Origin of the sequence: Stenotrophomonas sp. FR024 (assembly GCF_047500745.2) — a bacterium.
In the GTDB taxonomy this organism is placed as follows: domain Bacteria; phylum Pseudomonadota; class Gammaproteobacteria; order Xanthomonadales; family Xanthomonadaceae; genus Stenotrophomonas; species Stenotrophomonas maltophilia_A.
In genome coordinates, this window is sequence record NZ_JAXAXM020000008.1 from 141,875 (window position 1) to 158,396 (window position 16,522).

Annotated in this window: 11 protein-coding genes; 10 read left to right on the forward strand and 1 reads right to left on the reverse strand. The window is 64.2% G+C overall.

The window, feature by feature from the left end; all coding sequences use genetic code 11:
- Nucleotides 1-12 precede the first annotated feature (12 nt).
- The 10 genes from ACMZ91_RS11230 (at nt 13) to ACMZ91_RS11275 (ending at nt 15,411) form a co-directional block, all read left to right on the forward strand.
- A complete protein-coding gene (locus ACMZ91_RS11230; RefSeq protein ID WP_005410871.1) occupies nt 13-255 on the forward strand; it encodes a type B 50S ribosomal protein L31 in 243 nt (80 codons plus the stop codon).
- 296 nt (nt 256-551) lie between these two features.
- Nucleotides 552-1,829 (forward strand): citrate synthase, encoded by a 1,278-nt coding sequence (locus tag ACMZ91_RS11235; protein ID WP_005410870.1) that lies wholly within the window; start codon nt 552-554, stop codon nt 1,827-1,829.
- Between the two features lie 346 nt (nt 1,830-2,175).
- Nucleotides 2,176-3,246, forward strand: coding sequence for a hypothetical protein (locus ACMZ91_RS11240; protein ID WP_049461739.1), 1,071 nt, complete (start codon nt 2,176-2,178; stop codon nt 3,244-3,246).
- Nucleotides 3,247-3,546: 300 nt separating this feature from the next.
- Nucleotides 3,547-3,909, forward strand: coding sequence for a NirD/YgiW/YdeI family stress tolerance protein (locus ACMZ91_RS11245; RefSeq protein ID WP_049461740.1), 363 nt, complete (start codon nt 3,547-3,549; stop codon nt 3,907-3,909).
- Nucleotides 3,910-4,467: 558 nt separating this feature from the next.
- A complete protein-coding gene (locus ACMZ91_RS11250; RefSeq protein WP_049461741.1) occupies nt 4,468-4,977 on the forward strand; it encodes a CS1 type fimbrial major subunit in 510 nt (169 codons plus the stop codon).
- A gap of 51 nt (nt 4,978-5,028) precedes the next feature.
- Complete coding sequence (locus tag ACMZ91_RS11255; protein WP_414576911.1) at nt 5,029-7,761, forward strand: TcfC E-set like domain-containing protein; 2,733 nt, start codon at nt 5,029-5,031, stop codon at nt 7,759-7,761.
- A complete protein-coding gene (locus ACMZ91_RS11260) occupies nt 7,758-8,891 on the forward strand; it encodes a CblD like pilus biogenesis initiator family protein (RefSeq protein WP_414576909.1) in 1,134 nt (377 codons plus the stop codon). The genes ACMZ91_RS11255 and ACMZ91_RS11260 overlap by 4 nt, the downstream gene beginning before the upstream one ends.
- Before the next feature lie 17 nt (nt 8,892-8,908).
- On the forward strand, nt 8,909-9,616 hold the full coding sequence (locus tag ACMZ91_RS11265) for a pilus assembly protein (RefSeq protein WP_414576908.1): 708 nt from the start codon (nt 8,909-8,911) through the stop codon (nt 9,614-9,616).
- Between the two features lie 59 nt (nt 9,617-9,675).
- A complete protein-coding gene (locus ACMZ91_RS11270) occupies nt 9,676-14,598 on the forward strand; it encodes an ESPR-type extended signal peptide-containing protein (RefSeq protein WP_414576906.1) in 4,923 nt (1,640 codons plus the stop codon).
- 69 nt (nt 14,599-14,667) lie between these two features.
- Nucleotides 14,668-15,411 carry a hypothetical protein gene (locus ACMZ91_RS11275; RefSeq protein ID WP_107432127.1) on the forward strand — a complete coding sequence of 248 codons (744 nt, stop codon included), beginning with the start codon at nt 14,668-14,670 and terminating at the stop codon, nt 15,409-15,411.
- Between the two features lie 304 nt (nt 15,412-15,715).
- On the opposite strand, the gene ACMZ91_RS11280 is transcribed toward ACMZ91_RS11275, so the two are convergent.
- Complete coding sequence (locus ACMZ91_RS11280) at nt 15,716-16,360, reverse strand: hypothetical protein (RefSeq protein ID WP_012511978.1); 645 nt, start codon at nt 16,358-16,360, stop codon at nt 15,716-15,718.
- Between the last annotated feature and the right edge of the window lie 162 nt (nt 16,361-16,522).

A 16,522-nucleotide genomic window follows, 5' to 3' on the forward strand; every position in this document is an offset into this window, starting at 1 on the left:
CGGTGTGAGCCCATGAAGGCCGATATCCATCCGAACTACCGCGACGTCGTCTTCCATGACGTCACCTCCGATTTCAAGATCCTGACCCGCTCGACCATGGCGACGAAGGAAACCATCCAGTGGGAAGACGGCAACGAATACCCGCTGGTCAAGGTTGAAATTTCCTCGGCTTCGCACCCGTTCTACACGGGCAAGCACAAGGTCATCGACACCTCGGGCCGTATCGACAAGTTCCAGAAGCGCTACGCGCGCTGATCTGTCGATCCAGCTTCGAACCAACGGCCGCGCTCTGCGCGGCCGTTTGTTTTTCCCCAACGCCAACCCAACGGGCGTTTGGATGGGCGGAACACTGCGTTCGTGTAACAACGCTTTTGCCGATCCGGGCCGCTCAACGGCCGGTGTCTGGCTGCCTGTCGTATACGACTTCTGTCTAGCGCCGGGCAAATGCTGCTGTGCGATAATGACCTGATCCCCGGCACAGGCCGAGGACGTCATTCACGTGCCTGACCAATGCGCTTGGGCAGGCGCCTTCCCATGAAGGAGCGCACACAGTGTCCGATCTTGATCAGGTCACGCTCAACGCCGGCGACAAGTCGGTCGTTCTGCCCGTCATCAAACCCACCCTTGGCAACGACTGCGTCGACATCGCGAAGCTGACCAAGGAAACGGGGTTCTTCACCTACGATTCCGGCTTCACCGCGACGGCCAGCTGCAAGTCCGCCATCACCTACATCGACGGCGACAAGGGCGTGCTGCTGTACCGCGGCTACCCGATCGAACAGCTGTCGGAAAAGTCGAGCTACGTCGAAGTGGCCTACCTGCTGATCAACGGCGAGCGCCCGAGCGCCGAGCAGCTGAAGGCCTTCACCGATGAGCTGACCGCCGAAGCCAACGTCGATGAGTCGATCAACACCCTGATCGGCAGCTTCGCCAAGGATGCCCATCCGATGGCCATCCTGGCCGCTGCAATCGCGCAGCTGTCGGCCATCTACCACGACTCGCTGGACCTGTCCGACGCCGAACAGCGCCGCCAGGCTGCCGTGCGCCTGATCGCCAAGGTGCCGACCCTGTCGGCGCTGATCTACCGCCATGGCAAGGGCCTGCCGGCCAACAAGCCGGACACCTCGCTGGACTACGTCAGCCGCTTCCTGAAGCAGACCTTCGAGTCGGCTGACGGCCAGTACGACCTGAACCCGGACGTGGTGAAGGCGCTGGACCTGCTGTTCATCCTGCACGCCGACCACGAGCAGAACGCCTCGACCTCGACCGTGCGCCTGGTCGGCTCGACCGGTGCCAACCCGTACGCGTCGGTTGCCGCTGGCGTCACCGCGCTGTGGGGTCCGGCCCACGGCGGTGCCAACGAAGCCGTGCTGAAGATGCTGGAAGAGATCGGCAGCGCCGACAACGTCGAGTCCGCCGTGGTCAAGGCCAAGGACAAGACCTCCGGCTTCCGCCTGATGGGCTTCGGCCACCGCGTCTACAAGAACTTCGATCCGCGCGCCAAGGTCATCGGCGAGATGACCAGCAAGGTGCTCAAGCAGCTGGGCGTGCAGGATCCGCTGCTGGACGTGGCCGTGAAGCTGGAACAGGCCGCGCTGCAGGACGAGTACTTCGTTGCCCGCAAGCTGTACCCGAACGTCGATTTCTACAGCGGCATCATCTACAAGGCGCTGCAGATCCCGACCGAGATGTTCACCGTCATGTTCGCCCTGGGCCGTACCTCCGGCTGGGTCTCGCATTGGCTGGAACAGCAGGTTGATCCGGAAATGAAGATCGGCCGTCCGCGCCAGGTCTACACCGGCAGCGACGTGCGCGACTACCAGGGCTGATCGCCCGCGTAGATTGTGCCGAGAACGCCCCGCATCCGCGGGGCGTTTTTTTTTGCTTCGGCTCTGGTAGCTGCCAACCTTGGTTGGCACGCTTTCGACACTCGTGAAAAATCATCCACGCATGGCGTGGATCTACTTTGTCCTCGCCCTTGGTTGGCACGCTTCCCCATCCACGCATGGCATGGATCTACCGCGTTCCCGCTTTTTGGTAGGTGCCAACCTTGGTTGGCACGCTCTTCACCGCGCCAAGACCGCGTGATTCAAGGGTCTCGCCAGCTTCACAAGCGCTCGCGCAGCCTCAGGACGCCAGCTGCACCCGCAGCATCTGATCCGGAGCGTCCGTCCCATGAGTACCCGATTCGACCCACCCGAGCGCGGCCCGCTCGGCCCTGACGTCGGCACTGTCGTCGCCGCCCCCATCGTCGCCCCGCCAAGCGAAAGCGCCGTGTCCTGGGGGGCAATCTTCGCCGGTGCCGCCGCCGCCGCCGCGTTGTCCCTCATCCTGCTGATTCTCGGCGTGGGCCTGGGGCTGTCCTCGGTGTCGCCGTGGTCGTTCGAAGGCGTCAGCAAGGAAACCTTCGGTTGGTCCAGCATCATCTGGCTCACCTTCACCGCGCTGGCGGCTTCCGGTCTGGGTGGCTATCTGGCAGGACGCCTGCGTACCAAGTGGACGCAGATCCACGGCGACGAAACCTACTTCCGCGATACCGCACATGGCTTCGTGTCGTGGGCGGTGGCCACGCTGCTCACCGCCGGTCTGCTCACCTCGGCCATCGGCGGCGTACTCGGCACGGGCGCGAAAGTGGCCGGTGCCACTGCAGGCGCCGCTGCCTCCACGGCAGGCGTTGCCGCCGCGAGTGCCGGTAGCGCCGCCGCGGCTGCGCCGGAAGGCGACCTCAACTACTGGGTGGACTCGCTGTTCCGCAGCGCCACCAGCGCAGGGCCGTCTGATCCTGCAACGCCGCCTCCGCCGGGTGCGCCGATGGATCCGAATGCGGCCCCGCCGCCGCCGGTCGCAAGCGTCGGCCCGCGCGACGCGCGCTTGGCCGCACCGCCGCGTCCGATGCCGGGCAATGGCCCGGTGGCTGACCGCCGTGAAGTGCGTGCCGAGGTGAATCGCATCATCGTCAACAGTCTGCAGGGAGATGGCCTGGATCCGGCCGACACCCAGTACCTGTCCCAGCTGATCGCGCGCGAGACCGGCATGAGTCAGGCCGAAGCGCAGGCGCGCGTGACCGATGTGCAGACGCGCATGCGTGCTGCGCTGGAGAAGGCCAAGAACACTGCCAAGCAGGCGGCCGACGATGCCCGCAAGGCAGCAGCGTATGCCGCGCTGTGGCTGTTCATCACGCTGCTGATCGGCGCGTTCTTCGCCAGCCTCAGCGCCACCTGGGGCGGCCGCCGTCGCGACCTGTAACCCCCGTTCCATGCAAGGAGACCTGCCATGAAAATGATTCTGCTCTGGTTGTTGGGCGTACCGATTCCGCTGCTGATCCTGTACGCGATCTTCTTCTGATCACGCGCCAACGCGAAGTCCACGCATGCGTGGATGGGTATTTGTAGAGTCGAGCCGTGCTCGACTCTACAAAACCTTGCTTCAGGATCTGAACGAATTCTGACACTGAATGTCGCTTTCACATCTTTTCGGATCTATTGCATAGGCATCACATCCGGGGCGATAGAACCTGAGGGCACTTACTCAGCCATGGAGAACGCCATGAATCGACTGCTTGCCATTGCCCTCATCGCCACGCCGCTGGCCCTGTTGAGCCCGCACGCATCCGCGCAGTACACCGGCCCGGGTGCGGGCACCGCTGCCAGCTCCGTGGCCGATGCGCGCGCCCAGCGCGACGACCACCCGGTGGTGCTGCGTGGCACCCTGGTCGCCAAGCTTGGCCACGAGCGTTACCAGTTCCGCGATGCCAGTGGCCAGATCGAAGTGGAGATCGATGACGAAGACCTGCCACCGCAGACCATTGGTGCGGACACCGTGGTGGAACTGCATGGCAAGGTCGACACGCATCGGTTCAAGCCGACCGACATCGATGTTGATCGCGTCACCGTGGTGCCCGCAGGCTGAGGCTCACGCGCACAGCGCGAACAGCGCGAACAGCAGTCGAGCATGGCTCGACTCTACAAAAGCAAGGCAATGAGATTTGTTGCATTCAACGCATGAGGGAAATTGCATAGCCAGGGCCGGTAGATCCACGCCATGCGTGGATGGCCCACTGTAGAGTCGAGGCAATGGGGTTTGTTGTATTCAACGCGTGAGGGAAGTTGCATAACCTTGTCTGTAGATCCACGCCATGCGTGGATGAACCACTGTAGAGTCGAGCCATGCTCGACTCGCACGCACAGCGCGAACAGCAGTCGAGCATGGCTCGACTCTACAAGGGCGAAGCAATGAGATTTTTTGCATTTACCGAATGAGGGAAATTGCATAAGCCTGGAACGTTGAACTAATTCAAAGATTCTTCTTAACGCTCAACGTTTTAGGAATGCTTGAATGGCTTGCAGGACAATGGGTTTCTAACATTCTATCCGTCGCCCGCAACCACCTCTGCGGGCGGCGCCTCCCTCCCTTTCTCCTTAGGGGAGGGGGGCTTTCTCATTCCCCCTTGTCCGAGAGAGACAACCCATGCACGCCATTATCAAGAAGGCCACGCTCGCTGCAGCGTTGGCCACGGCTTCGCTGTCCGCGCACGCCGTGGAAACCAAGATCTCCGTCTACGCCGACGTCGACCCGACCCTGGCCCTGCTGCGCGACGATGGCAGCGCGCTGCCGGATCTGGTCACCCTGACCCACGACCCGGTGCGCGGCCTGCTGCCGAACACCCAGCGCGTTCGTATCCACTCCAACGATCAGACTGCCGATATCGAGGCAAAGATCGGCGGCGCGTTCGTGTTGGTCAGCGGCGATGGCAAGGTCACTGAGGCGATGACGGTCAGCCTCAACAGCCGCACGCTGGCGGTGACCCCGATTGAGTTCAAGGCCGCCGATCTGTTCACCGGCGCAGGTGCCACCCCGGGTGCTTCGATCTCGATGCCGCTGACCATCGCCCAGGCCACCCCGAAGCCGATCGCCACCAAGGGCACGTACACCGGCGTCGTCAACATCGTGCTGAACCAGAAAGCCGCCGCGCCGTAATCCCCGCGCCGGCCCGCACGCCGGGCCGGCTGCCTTTCCAGCGGTACCCCCATGACCCCACACGCCCCCGCTATCACCCGGCTGGCGGTCGCGCTCGCCCTGGCGCTGGCAACGCCGCTGGCGGCGGCGCGCGGCGTCCCGCCCGGCTTCGAGGATCTGGTTGAAGGCCAGACCGAACAACTCGACATCCAGCTGTTCGGCCGCTCGGCCGGGCTGTCGCCGGTGAGTGTGACCCTGGAGCACGTACAGCTGGAAGATCCAGCAAGCGTGCTGCAGGCGCTCGACCTGCCCGCCGAGGCGCAGGCCGCGCTGCTGCCCGCGCTCTCGCAACCCATGCCGCGCAACAGCCATCTGGCCTGCCGCTTCGGTGGCGCCACTGCCGGCTGCGGCTATCTCGACCCACCGGAAGACCCCGCCGCCGTGCGCGCGCTGTACGACGAAGGCGAGGGCGCGGTGCGCCTGTTCGTTGCCCGCCAATGGATTCCCGGCAAGCCGGCTGCCGAGCGCTTCCACACCGTCAGCGCCAACGCCGAGAACGCTTTCCTGCACCAGCAGGTGATCAATGTGAGTGGCAGCCGCGACTACCAGACGCTGTCCGCGCGTGGCACCGGCGTGCTGGGCCTGTTCGATCGCGGGCATGTCTCTGCCGAATGGAACTTCAACCAGCAGCGCTACCGCAGCCGCGGCAGTGACAGCGCGTTCCAGTTCGACAACGTCTACTACCGCCATGACCTGGGGCAGGCGCATTACCTGCAGGCCGGGCGCATGGACCGCCGCAACCTGTCCAGCCCGCAGGGCGGCACCTTCAGCTTCAGCATGCTGCCGCTGGACCGCCTGCAGGGCCTGCGCGTGGGCACCACCCAGGCCTATGTGGATGCCGATGCCGCCGTGCAGGCCACGCCCCTGACCGTGCTGCTGGCGCGCGACGCACGCGTGGATGCCTACGACGGCACGCGCCTGCTGCAGACCTATTACCTGCAGGCCGGCATCAACCAGATCGACACCCGCAACTTCCCGTTCGGCAACTACACCATCACCCTGCGCATCTACGAAGACGGCGTGCTGGTGCGCAGCGAAGACGCGCCGTTCGACAAGGGTGGCGACTGGACCAACAGCCAGTGGCAGTGGTTCGTGCAGGGTGGCAAGCGCAACGAGCGCCGCAGTGACCGCTTCGATGGCGAACGCGTGGCCGTGGCCGGCATGCGCGTGCCGCTGGGCCGCGACGTGGCGGTGGTGGCCGGCGCCGCCGACCTGGGCGGCTTCCGCTACGGCGAGGTGCGCGTGGACCTTCGCCGCCTGTATGCCACCCAGGAACTGCGCGCCAGCTTCGGTGGCATGCGCGGCAACGATGGCAGCACCGGCCAGCAGCACCAGCTCTCGTACCGCCGTACCGCGTCCTGGAACATCTACCAGCAGCGCATGCGTGGCAAGGCCTGCCAGTTCGAGGCCGACGCCCGCGACCAGTTGGGCTGCACCAATTCGCTCAGCGCCTCGATGGCGCTGCCGCTGGCCGGTGGCAGTGCCTATGTGGGCTACACGCGGCGGCAGACCTGGCGCGCCGGGCGCGAGCTCCCCGGTGCGGAGGGCGACCCGCTGGCCGGGCTGGACCCGCTGCTGCCACCGCCGCCGCCGTGGCAACCGCGCCGCGAGCCGCAACTCAGCCGCACCTGGCAGGCCAGCTTCAGCCGCAGCCATCGCTGGCAGGATTTCAGCGTCTCCACCCGCGTGGGTGTGTGGCAGCAGCGTGCCAGCGACAGCCTGCGCGGCAGTGACCAACGTGACCGCGGCATCTACTTCAACCTGAGCCTGACCCGCCTGCTGCGCGGTACCGCCGGCAGCGGCCAGCGCCGCTACAGCGTGGACGTGCGCCAGCCGCAGCATCAGCGCCCGGACATCAACTACAGCGTCGGCCACAGCCTGCGCCAGGAAGTCGATGCGCAGTACCGCGAGCTGTCAGCCGAACTGCGCGCCAACAACAGCGACCGCTACAGCGCCACGCTCAGCGGCCAGCTGCAGAACAGCCTGGGCCAGAGCGGCGCCACGCTGGCGCACTACCAGCAGCGCGGCCGCAGCGAGACCGCCTACAGCGGCATGCACAGCTCCGGTTTCGCGCTGGGCAAGCGCGGCTTCTACTGGAGCGGCAGCAACGGTGCCGACGCCGGCCTGGCCGTGCAGGTGGCCGACACCGACGACGTCGACCTGCGTGGCGTGGCGGCCGAACTGCAGGTGGGCGGCCTGCGCCGTCAACGCCTGCAGATCGGTGAGCGCCGGTTGCTGCCGTTGTCCTCGTACCAGTCGCACCGTGCCGAAGTACAGGACGCCAGCACGCTGGACAGCATCGCCGCCATCCGTGTGACCGGCGTGGGTGGCGCACGGCCGTTGTTCCTCAGCCCCGGACGGCTGATGCGCATGCCAGTGCCGATCGAGGTGACCTACACCTTCATCGGCAACGCCAAGGATCTAGCCGGAGCGCCGTTGGGTGGCGCCCGCATCCTCAACGCGCCGGTGCCCGGCACCAGCGCCAACGGCGGCTTCGTCGCCGACTTCCCGCGTCGCGAAACAACGCTGTACCTGCTGCAGGACGACCGCCTGCTGCACTGCCCGCTGCAGGTGCGCGAGCGCCGCCAGGTGGTGCTGCTGGTCGGCGCCGTGCATTGCGAGCCGCTGGCCGTGGCCCAGCTGCCGGCCGAGATCCGCCAGCAGGCCCGTGTGACCCGCCTGCTGCAGGAACGCGCGTTGATTGCCGCCACGCCCCAGACCGCTGCTGCAGGAGGAACGCCATGAACCGGCGTGTGTTGTTGGTGTTGATGCTGGTGTGCGCGCTGGTGGTGCTGGCGCCGAGGGCGTGGGCGCAGTGGCCGCCGGAAACGCATCCGACGGATCAGCACAGGGACATCGTGATGACCTGGGATCGCTCGGCGGTGCCGGGTGATGTGGAGCTGTGGGCGCCACGGACGGTGTTGGGATTCAGTCACGACCTGGCGATGAAGTATGGGCAGATCCATGTTGTTTGTGAGTCTGCTTCTGATAGTGAGTTTGGGAGGTGTCCGACGGACGGGGTTCCATCAATAGTTAGCGGGCCATCCGAAATTGTCCTGCGTCTTGTAGAAAGCCGAACAGGCCTGCATGCGGAGCTTCGGGTGCTCGGAAGCCTTCAGAGAGTCCTGAATGATTGGACTTGTAGCCCGGATTATTGGGATAGCAGTCAGCGGGCGCTCCATGAAGCGTTCTATTACACGTGTGGTATCGATCAGCCAATCGGTACGGGTTCTAGGCTCGCATTGCCATCATCCGAATTGACGCGTCTTGTTGCAGGCCATTGGAAGGCAACGATGCGCCTGAACATCAAGGCCGACCCAGCCGCCGCACCGGTTGCAACAGCCACCTTCAACTTCGACTTCACCGTCACCGACTACGACGCGATTTCAATCTACTTCCCCGGCTTCGACGGCGTTGCACCTCTGGTCAACATGGACCTGCGCTACGACCCGATTCGCAAGGTCGTCGCCGGGCGCAAGGAAGTAGACATGTGTCTGTACGACGGCGTGGGTTCGCAGAGCGAATTCCTCGGCGTCACCGTGCGCGACAGCGGGCCACGCCCACCGCCTGGGCGGGACTTCGCGGTCTGGCATCAGGATGGCGGCAGCGACGACACCCAGCGTCTCGATTACCAGGTCGGTCTGAACTACGGCGGCAATCTGCTGGCGATGAAGCATGGCGAAGAACAGCTGCTGCGTGGCATCGACAGCGCACAGCTGCGCATGGTGCTGCTGCCCGGCATCAGCCAACCCGTGTACTGCGTGCCCACTCCACTGACGCTGGAAACACCGCCCACGCCCATCGCCAGCAAACGCCCCGGTCTCTACGACGGCGAACTGACGGTAGAGCTGCGCGTGCCGACCGCTAAACCCTGATGCCCCGGAGGCTCATCATGAAGAAGCTGCTGTTTTGCCTGTTGCCGTTGAGCACACTGCTGGCCCCGCCGGCACAGGCCAATCTGTCCATTCATCCGATGCGCGCAACGGTGGATGCCAAGCACGGCACGAAGATCCGCGTGTACTCGCAATCCACCCAGCCGCTATACGTGCAGGCACGCCTGCTGCGCATCACCAAGCCGGCACAGGTGGGGGAGGAAGAGATCGAAGTGGATGCCGCCGATGCGGCGATTGCCATCACGCCTGGCAAGTTCGCGCTCAGCGGTGGTGGCAATCGTCTGATCCGGGTGATTCCGCTGCAGACCGTCGAGAAGGAGGCGGCCTACCGCATCTACTTCGAGGGGGTAAAGGGCCCCGACGGCACGATCCTGGAAGGCGATGAACAGGTGGCGCAGGCCAACGTTGGTGTCAGCCTGGTCTGGGGCGCGCTGGTGAACGTAGTGCCCGCCAAAGGCAGCGTGGATCTGCAACTGCAGGGCAACACCCTGCGCAACACCGGCACGCTGCGCGTGGGCATCACCGGTGCTGCCGAGTGCAATGTCGGTGGCGTGTGCACGCCGCTTGAGCTGTCCAGAAGTCTTTACCCCGACGCTGCGCTGACCTTGCCGTTCCAGCTCCAGCCGGGCAGCACCCTGCAGCTGCAGTACCGACTGTCGAACGACAGCTATCGCGATCACGTAACGACCCTGGCGCCGAGCACCTGACCTTAATTGCCCTGCGTAAGCGCGGGGCTTCATTTCCCTTGTCCTGTTAAGGAGAGAGCATGAACCATATCTATCGTCGTATCTGGAGCACAGCGAAGCAGTGCTGGGTGGTTGGCAGTGAACTGGCACGCACGACGGGGAAGGGCACTTCTGGACGGCGTGCCACTGTACTGATGGGGTGCCTGATTTCACTGTCATTCGCGGCTGGTTCCGCTGAGCTGGATTCAGACGGGGAGCAGTTGGATCTGGTTGAAACCACACAGACTCTCGCTTTCGCAGAACCTGCCCAAGAGGCGCCAACTGTGGGCATGGCTCCAATGTCGGCGCGTGCGGGCCAAAACGCAATTGAGCTTGGCTATCTGGCAAGCGCAAGTGGAACTGGTGGTATTGCTATTGGGCTTAGAGCGAAGAGCAACGAAGCCTGGAGTGTGGCCGTGGGCTCGGACAGTCACGCGGCGGCCACGAACTCTGTGGCGGTGGGAGACTCGGCCAAAGCGACTGCGCGTGCTGCGATTGCTTTGGGCAAGAGCGCCAGGTCACTCGGTGAGGGCGATATTGCCATTGGTGGAGCAGCGCAGACAGTGGGAGTTGATGCTGGTATTTCACGAATTGCGATCGGTGCAGGGGCTAAGGCTGGAACTCAAGGCCGCACTGGGGCAGTCGCTTTGGGGGGCGCGTCCACGGCCGAGTTCGATGGTGTTTCCATTGGCTACAACTCCAAAGCGTCAAAGGCAGGGGCAGTGGCGTTAGGAGTGCATTCCATAGCCGATGAGATGAACACGGTATCGGTGGGCAACAAGACCATGAAGCGCCGTATCGTCAACCTTGATGACGCCCGCTTGACCAGTTCCAGTACCGATGCAGTGACCGGCAAGCAGCTCTACGCAACCGAGCAGAAGATCGGATCATTGAATGGCATGCTGAAGGCGGGTTCGCACACCGATGCCTTCGTAATTGGGACAGGCTCTGTGTCCGCCTCGGCCAACACGGTGTCTGTTGGCAGCGCAAGCAAGAAGCGCCGCATCCAGTATCTTGCCGACGGCGTGATTGGTGCCGGCAGCACGGATGCCATGACGGGTAACCAGCTGCATGCCACCAACACGAAGGTGGCGGCTGTCGAGAAAACTGCCAATGCCGCGAAGACGGATCTTGTAGCGGTGCGCGAAATCGCGCAGAAGGCCGCCAATCGTATTGACGCGGCCACGCTGGCCCTGGGCAAGGGGGCCACTGCAGAGAACGGCAGCTACGGCGTCAGCACCGCACTCGGCAACAACGCAAAGGCGTACAACGGCCGCAGCGTAGCGCTGGGCGACGACGCGCGCGCTGGTGTGGATGCGGACGGCAACAAGGTGGCGAACCAGAACGCGGGCGTCTCGGTCGGTGCCGGAACCCGTAGCGCCAACGGCGCCGTTGCAACTGGCTTCCGCGCAAACGCAAGCGGCAACTTCTCTATTGCCGTAGGCGGTGATGCCAAGGCCGAGGCCGAGCACGGTACGGCGGTTGGTTATCTGAGCAAGGCCAGTGCCGGCCAGGCCACTGCACTGGGGCGTGGTAGCGAAGCCACTGCGCAGTACGCCACTGCCCTCGGCAATCTGGCCAAGGCAACAACAACCAGTGCTGTGGCCCTGGGTGATCGCGCTCAAGCCAAGCATGACAACGCAGTAGCACTGGGTGCAGGCTCGGTGACTGCCTCGTCCGACTCTGTTTCCGTGGGGAGCAGTAGCAAGAAGCGAAGAATCCAGTACATCGCAGATGGTGTGGTTGGGGCCGGTAGCACTGATGCAATCACAGGCAATCAGTTGCACACCACCAACCAGGCCGTGACCAAAGCCCAGACAGCAGCAGACGGCGCGACCACCACTGCCAATGCCGCAAAGGTGGAATCGGGCAAGGCGCTGGCCGAGACGGTCGTGCTGGGTGGCCTGGTCAACCAGACCGCTGCCAATGGCAGTGTTCGTCTGGGCCAGAAGAACAGTGGCACGCAGCTGGACGTGCGCAACAGCGCCAATGCGAACCGCAGGATTCTGGGCGTCGCCGACGGAGCCATCAACGCGACCAGCAACGAGGCCGTGACCGGCAAGCAGCTCCATGAAACCAACGCGAACGTGAATGCGGCACAGACGACAGCCAGCGCAGCGAAGGTCAGCGCGGACAAGGCGCTGGCCGACACCGGAGTGCTGAATGGCCTTGTCGGTCAAGTCGCTGTCAACGGCAACGTTCGTGTCGGCGAGAAGAACAGCGGCACCATGCTGGATGTTCGCAACAGCGCGAACGCGAATCGGAAGCTGAGCGGTGTGGCTGATGGAGTAGTCAGCGCCAGCAGCTATGAGGCCGTCAACGGCAGGCAGCTCAACGCCACCAATGACAAGGTGGCTACGGTGGAGGACATTGCCAGGACTGCGGGCACGGAAGCTGCCGTGGCAAAGGGGGATGCGGCCAAGGCGCTGGCCGAGACAGCGGCGCTGGGCGGGTTGGTGGCGCAGGTATCCGCGACTGGCAATGTGCGCCTGGGTGAGAAGAACAGCGGTACGACGTTGGATGTGCGCAATAGCGCCAATGCTGAACGGAAGATCAGTGGTGTTGCAGATGGGCTCTTGAGCGCAAGCAGTGCCGAGGCTGTGTCTGGGAAGCAGCTGTACTCAACCAATTCACGGATATCGGCTCTGGAAGGTGTGGGTCAGTTTCTGAGTATTGGCGAGGCTCCCATCAGTGAGCCTGCTGAGGCGGGAGCCGGAGGCGTCGCCATCGGTAACTCAGCCAAAACAGGTTCTGAAAGTGGGACCGCAGTTGGCACGCGGGCCAGAGCAATGGGTAGGAATTCAACTGCGATTGGAAGGGGAGCGACCGTTTTTGAGGAATCCGAGAATGGATTTGCAATGGGGGCAGGTGCTGAGGTGGGAGCGGCAGGCGGCGGCGCAAACGACGGTGTTGCTATTGGTGCGGGTGCAAAGATCGGGGTTGGAGCGCATGGGTCGCTGGCACTTGGAAGAGATGCTCAGGCAAATGAAGCTGGAGTTGTATCGTTTGGCAACAGTGGTATGCAGCGCCGGATAGTGAACATTGCACGAGGCACCGCCGAACACAACGCCACCACTGTCTCCCAGCTTAAGGATTCATTGGCCACCCTCGGTGGCGGAGCAGGCATGAACGCTAGCGGAAACATCGTCGCCCCGACCTACACGATGCAGGGCGGAACGCAGAACACCGTGGAGGATGCGCTGATGGCACTCGATGGCGCCGTCATCACCGCCGGCCGTCGCGCAGACAAGGTGGAAGGTCAGCTCAGCTCGATCTTCCAGGATTCACCCTCGGCCCGTGCCGACGGCATAAGCCAGATCGCGCTGAATGGCGTGAACGGCATGGTGCTGACCAATCTTGCCGACGGTCGAGTAGCCCCAGGAAGCCGCGATGCCGTTACGGGCAACCAGCTGTACGCCGCAGAGCAGAAGATCTCGCAGAATCGGAATGATCTGGACGCGATGCGCAAGGAGCGGGAGATGGGGCTGCAGGCAATTCGAAGGTTGGATGCGAACGGCCCGATCGACTTCGGTGGCGCGCGTTTGACTGGCGTGGCCGAGGGGAAGCTGTCGGCTGACAGTTCGGACGTTGTGCGCGGCAGTCAGCTCTATGAGACCAATAGCCGTGTGTCGGCCGTGGAAGGTATCAGCCAGTACGTTAGCGTGGGTGCAGCTCCAGGCTATGGCCCTGCTCAGGCTGGCCCGGTTGGTCTTGCAGTTGGAAACTTCGCCACGACCGGCAGCGATGGAGGAACTGCAGTGGGGACCCATGCTAAGGCACTAGGCAGAAATTCCGTCGCCATTGGTCGCGCTTCGGTCGTGCACGAGGATTCCGATAGTGGATTTGCACTAGGAACTGGAGCGGAGGTTGGCATTGCTGGAGGTGGTGCGCGAGGAGGCATTGCTATCGGTGCTGGAGCAAAGGTGGGCATAGGAGCGGATGGTTCGCTGGCGATTGGCGAAGGATCTCAGGCGAATGAGGCAGGAGTGGCCTCATTTGGAAGTGGAGCTACTTATCGTCGTCTGGTAAACATCGCCAACGGCATCGCCAACCACAACGCCGCCACGGTCGGCCAGCTGCGCGGTGCGCTTTCCGCTCTCGGCGGTGAAGTCGATGCCAACGGCAACATCGTCGGCCCGCGCTTCAACGTCCAGGGCCAGACACAGTCCACGTTGAATGGTGCACTGGAGGCGCTGGATGGTGCGGTCGTCACCAGCACCTCGCGTGTGGACAAGGTCGAAACCCAGCTCCGTTCCGTCTTCCAGGACACTCCCTCGGTCCGCGCCGACGGCGTCAACCAGCTCACCCTCGCCGGTGCCAACGGCATGGTCATCTCCAACGTGGCCAACGGCCTGATCGCGGCCGGCAGCCGCGATGCGGTCAACGGTGGCCAGCTGCATTCGATGCAGCAGCAGCTCAATGGCCGCATGGATGGGCTGGAGCAGCGCATCGACGATGCCCCGGCACCGCGTGCCCTGGCGTCGTCCTCGGTGCCGAAGCCGCAGACCGATGAAACTTCGGTGGTACCGGAAGGCAAGGATTCCCAGCAGGTCGCTTCGGTAGGCGAGGGCGACAAGCCCACACCACAGCCGAAGGCCAACAAGGACGACTCGCCGAAGCCGCAGGTCGATACCGCTGAGCTGGAGAAGATGCTGGCCCGCGCCAACGAGTACACCGATGGGGCGATCAGCAACTTCGAGCGCCGCCTGGACAAGATGGACAAGCGCTTCAACCGCATGGCGGCGATGAGCAGTGCGCAGACAGCGATGGCGATGAACACCGCCGGCCTGGCCACCTACAACCGCCTCGGTGCGGGTGTGGGCTACAGCGAGGGTGAGTCGGCGATGGCGGTGGGTTACCAGCGCGTGCTCAACGAGAAGGGCTCAGCCACCTTCAGCCTCAATGGGGCGTTCACCAACAGCGGTGAGCGCAGCATGGGCGTCGGTGTGGGCATCGGCTGGTAAGCCATGGAGCCCCGGCGTGACGCGCGTAATCCACCCCGCCGCGCCGGGGTCCTCGCCCAGGAGATGGCGATGTACAGATGGGTAAAGGGAATCATCAGCTATCGCACGTTCTATATCTGGCGGGCGCGCTATCGCTACTACACGCGGAACCTGGATCTGTGGACGCTGATGAGCGGGCTGTGCATCGCCGGTCTGTTGCTGGTGCTGTGGTACATGTGGCGGATGTTGAGCGTGCCGACGCCGCGCGTGCACCCGGAGACAGCGGCGCTGCGCATCGAGGGTGTCACCAGGGAGGCGATCCATCGCATCGTGCTGGTGCGCCACGCGGGCAGCACGCCGGGTGCCCCGTTTACTACGCCGGAGGAGGTACGGGCAAGCACGCTGCGCACGATGCGGGTACGGCAGGTGATGGACAGTGAAGTGGTGTGGCGGCTGAAAGCCGACATGCTGGCGGACATCGCTGACTACATCACCGCCACAGGTGGGTGCTTTCCCTACGATTGTCGGCGGGTGCTGGATCGGTTGGACTACGTGCGCCAGGCCGGTGTGGAGAATGCGCAGATCAACGCGGCGCTGGCGACGATCCTGGAGGTGTCGTTGGACCAGATGCCGTCGTTGGAGGCAGACGAGCATGAGCGGGTGAAGAGTGGTTGGTCGGATGGGTTCAACGACATCTACTACCAGTCCTGGGTGTTGCGGGACCTGCAGGCCATGCACGCACAGATGATGCGGGAGTATCCGCAGCGTGCCCCCGCACCGTGGTTGCCGCGGCTGCTCAGCGACCCGCTGCGCGATACCCGATTTGTCTGGTAGCAGGAGCAAGATGGGCATCATCTGCCAGAGCAGGTAACACCGCTTTTGTAGAGTCGAGCTTGCTCGACTGCTCTCCGCTCAGCCATCGAAATGCACGAAGCACAGTGCGGACCAGCGGTCCGCACCTACCAAACACGGGTGCAGCGCCCCTGTAGAGTCGAGCCATGCTCGACTGCTCTTCGGTCAGCAAGCGAGGTGCCTGAAGCACGGTGCGGACCAGCGGTCCGCACCTACCAAGACCGGCGCGGCTCCACCACGCCCGTCCCACACCGCTGCGCTCGCCAGCCATGGGCCGGCGCTACCGTCACCCGCCGATATACGCGGTGATCTCCGCTTCGGCCAGCACCTGCCGCAGCTGCGCCACCGACGCGCGCCGCATCGGCTTCTCATCCACAGGTGACAGCGGCGCCTGGCGCAGGGCGTCATACGGCAGCACGGCCAGGTCGAAGGTCAGCTCTTCGGCACTGAATACCCACACCGGCACGTCCAGGCAGCGCTCACGGTCCATGCGCAGGCGACGCGTCCGCGATTCGGCGGGAATGCCGTGTTCGTCCAGGAAGCGGTGCACGGCCTCCGGGTCGTCGCTGTGCAGGTGCAGCTGCACGGGGCTGTTGGCGTCGGCGGTGCCGTCCAGCACGGGACCGGCCAGGCGAGGGGCGAAGCCGTGCAGGAACTCCAGCGCGCGCATCGCGGCTTCACGGCGGCGCTGCAGTTCGTTGCCGTGCTGGGGCCCGGAGAACAGCCGCTGGTACTCGCGCAGGGCGTCCTCGATCTCGGTATTGCGGGGCAGGGAGGCATCGTCGTGGATGCCGAGCCGGCTGGCGGCCTTCAACTTGGCCTGGTGGTAGTCGCGGATGCCGCCTTCGGCCATCAGGCGGGCGGCTTCGTGGGCGAGGCGGTGGCGCCGCTCGCGGGTCTGGCTGGCAGCATGCTGGCGGGCGCGATGCATGCGATGACTCCCTGTTGCGACCTGGCTACAGACTAGCGCACGGATGTGACATCTGCGTGGGTATGGCGGATGCAACTGCTTTGGTGGGTGCCGACCTTGGTCGGCACGGGGCGCCAACCAAGGTTGGTAACTACCGGGGCGGCATCGGCGCCAACCAAGGTT

Coding starts and splice junctions, on each gene's coding strand:
- ACMZ91_RS11230 (WP_005410871.1), top strand. CDS start 13: ATGAAGGCCGATATCCATCCGAACTACCGCGACGTCGTCTTCCATGAC.
- ACMZ91_RS11240 (WP_049461739.1), top strand. CDS start 2,176: ATGAGTACCCGATTCGACCCACCCGAGCGCGGCCCGCTCGGCCCTGAC.
- ACMZ91_RS11245 (WP_049461740.1), top strand. CDS start 3,547: ATGAATCGACTGCTTGCCATTGCCCTCATCGCCACGCCGCTGGCCCTG.
- ACMZ91_RS11250 (WP_049461741.1), top strand. CDS start 4,468: ATGCACGCCATTATCAAGAAGGCCACGCTCGCTGCAGCGTTGGCCACG.
- ACMZ91_RS11255 (WP_414576911.1), top strand. CDS start 5,029: ATGACCCCACACGCCCCCGCTATCACCCGGCTGGCGGTCGCGCTCGCC.
- ACMZ91_RS11260 (WP_414576909.1), top strand. CDS start 7,758: ATGAACCGGCGTGTGTTGTTGGTGTTGATGCTGGTGTGCGCGCTGGTG.
- ACMZ91_RS11265 (WP_414576908.1), top strand. CDS start 8,909: ATGAAGAAGCTGCTGTTTTGCCTGTTGCCGTTGAGCACACTGCTGGCC.
- ACMZ91_RS11270 (WP_414576906.1), top strand. CDS start 9,676: ATGAACCATATCTATCGTCGTATCTGGAGCACAGCGAAGCAGTGCTGG.
- ACMZ91_RS11275 (WP_107432127.1), top strand. CDS start 14,668: ATGTACAGATGGGTAAAGGGAATCATCAGCTATCGCACGTTCTATATC.
- ACMZ91_RS11280 (WP_012511978.1), bottom strand. CDS start 16,360: ATGCATCGCGCCCGCCAGCATGCTGCCAGCCAGACCCGCGAGCGGCGC.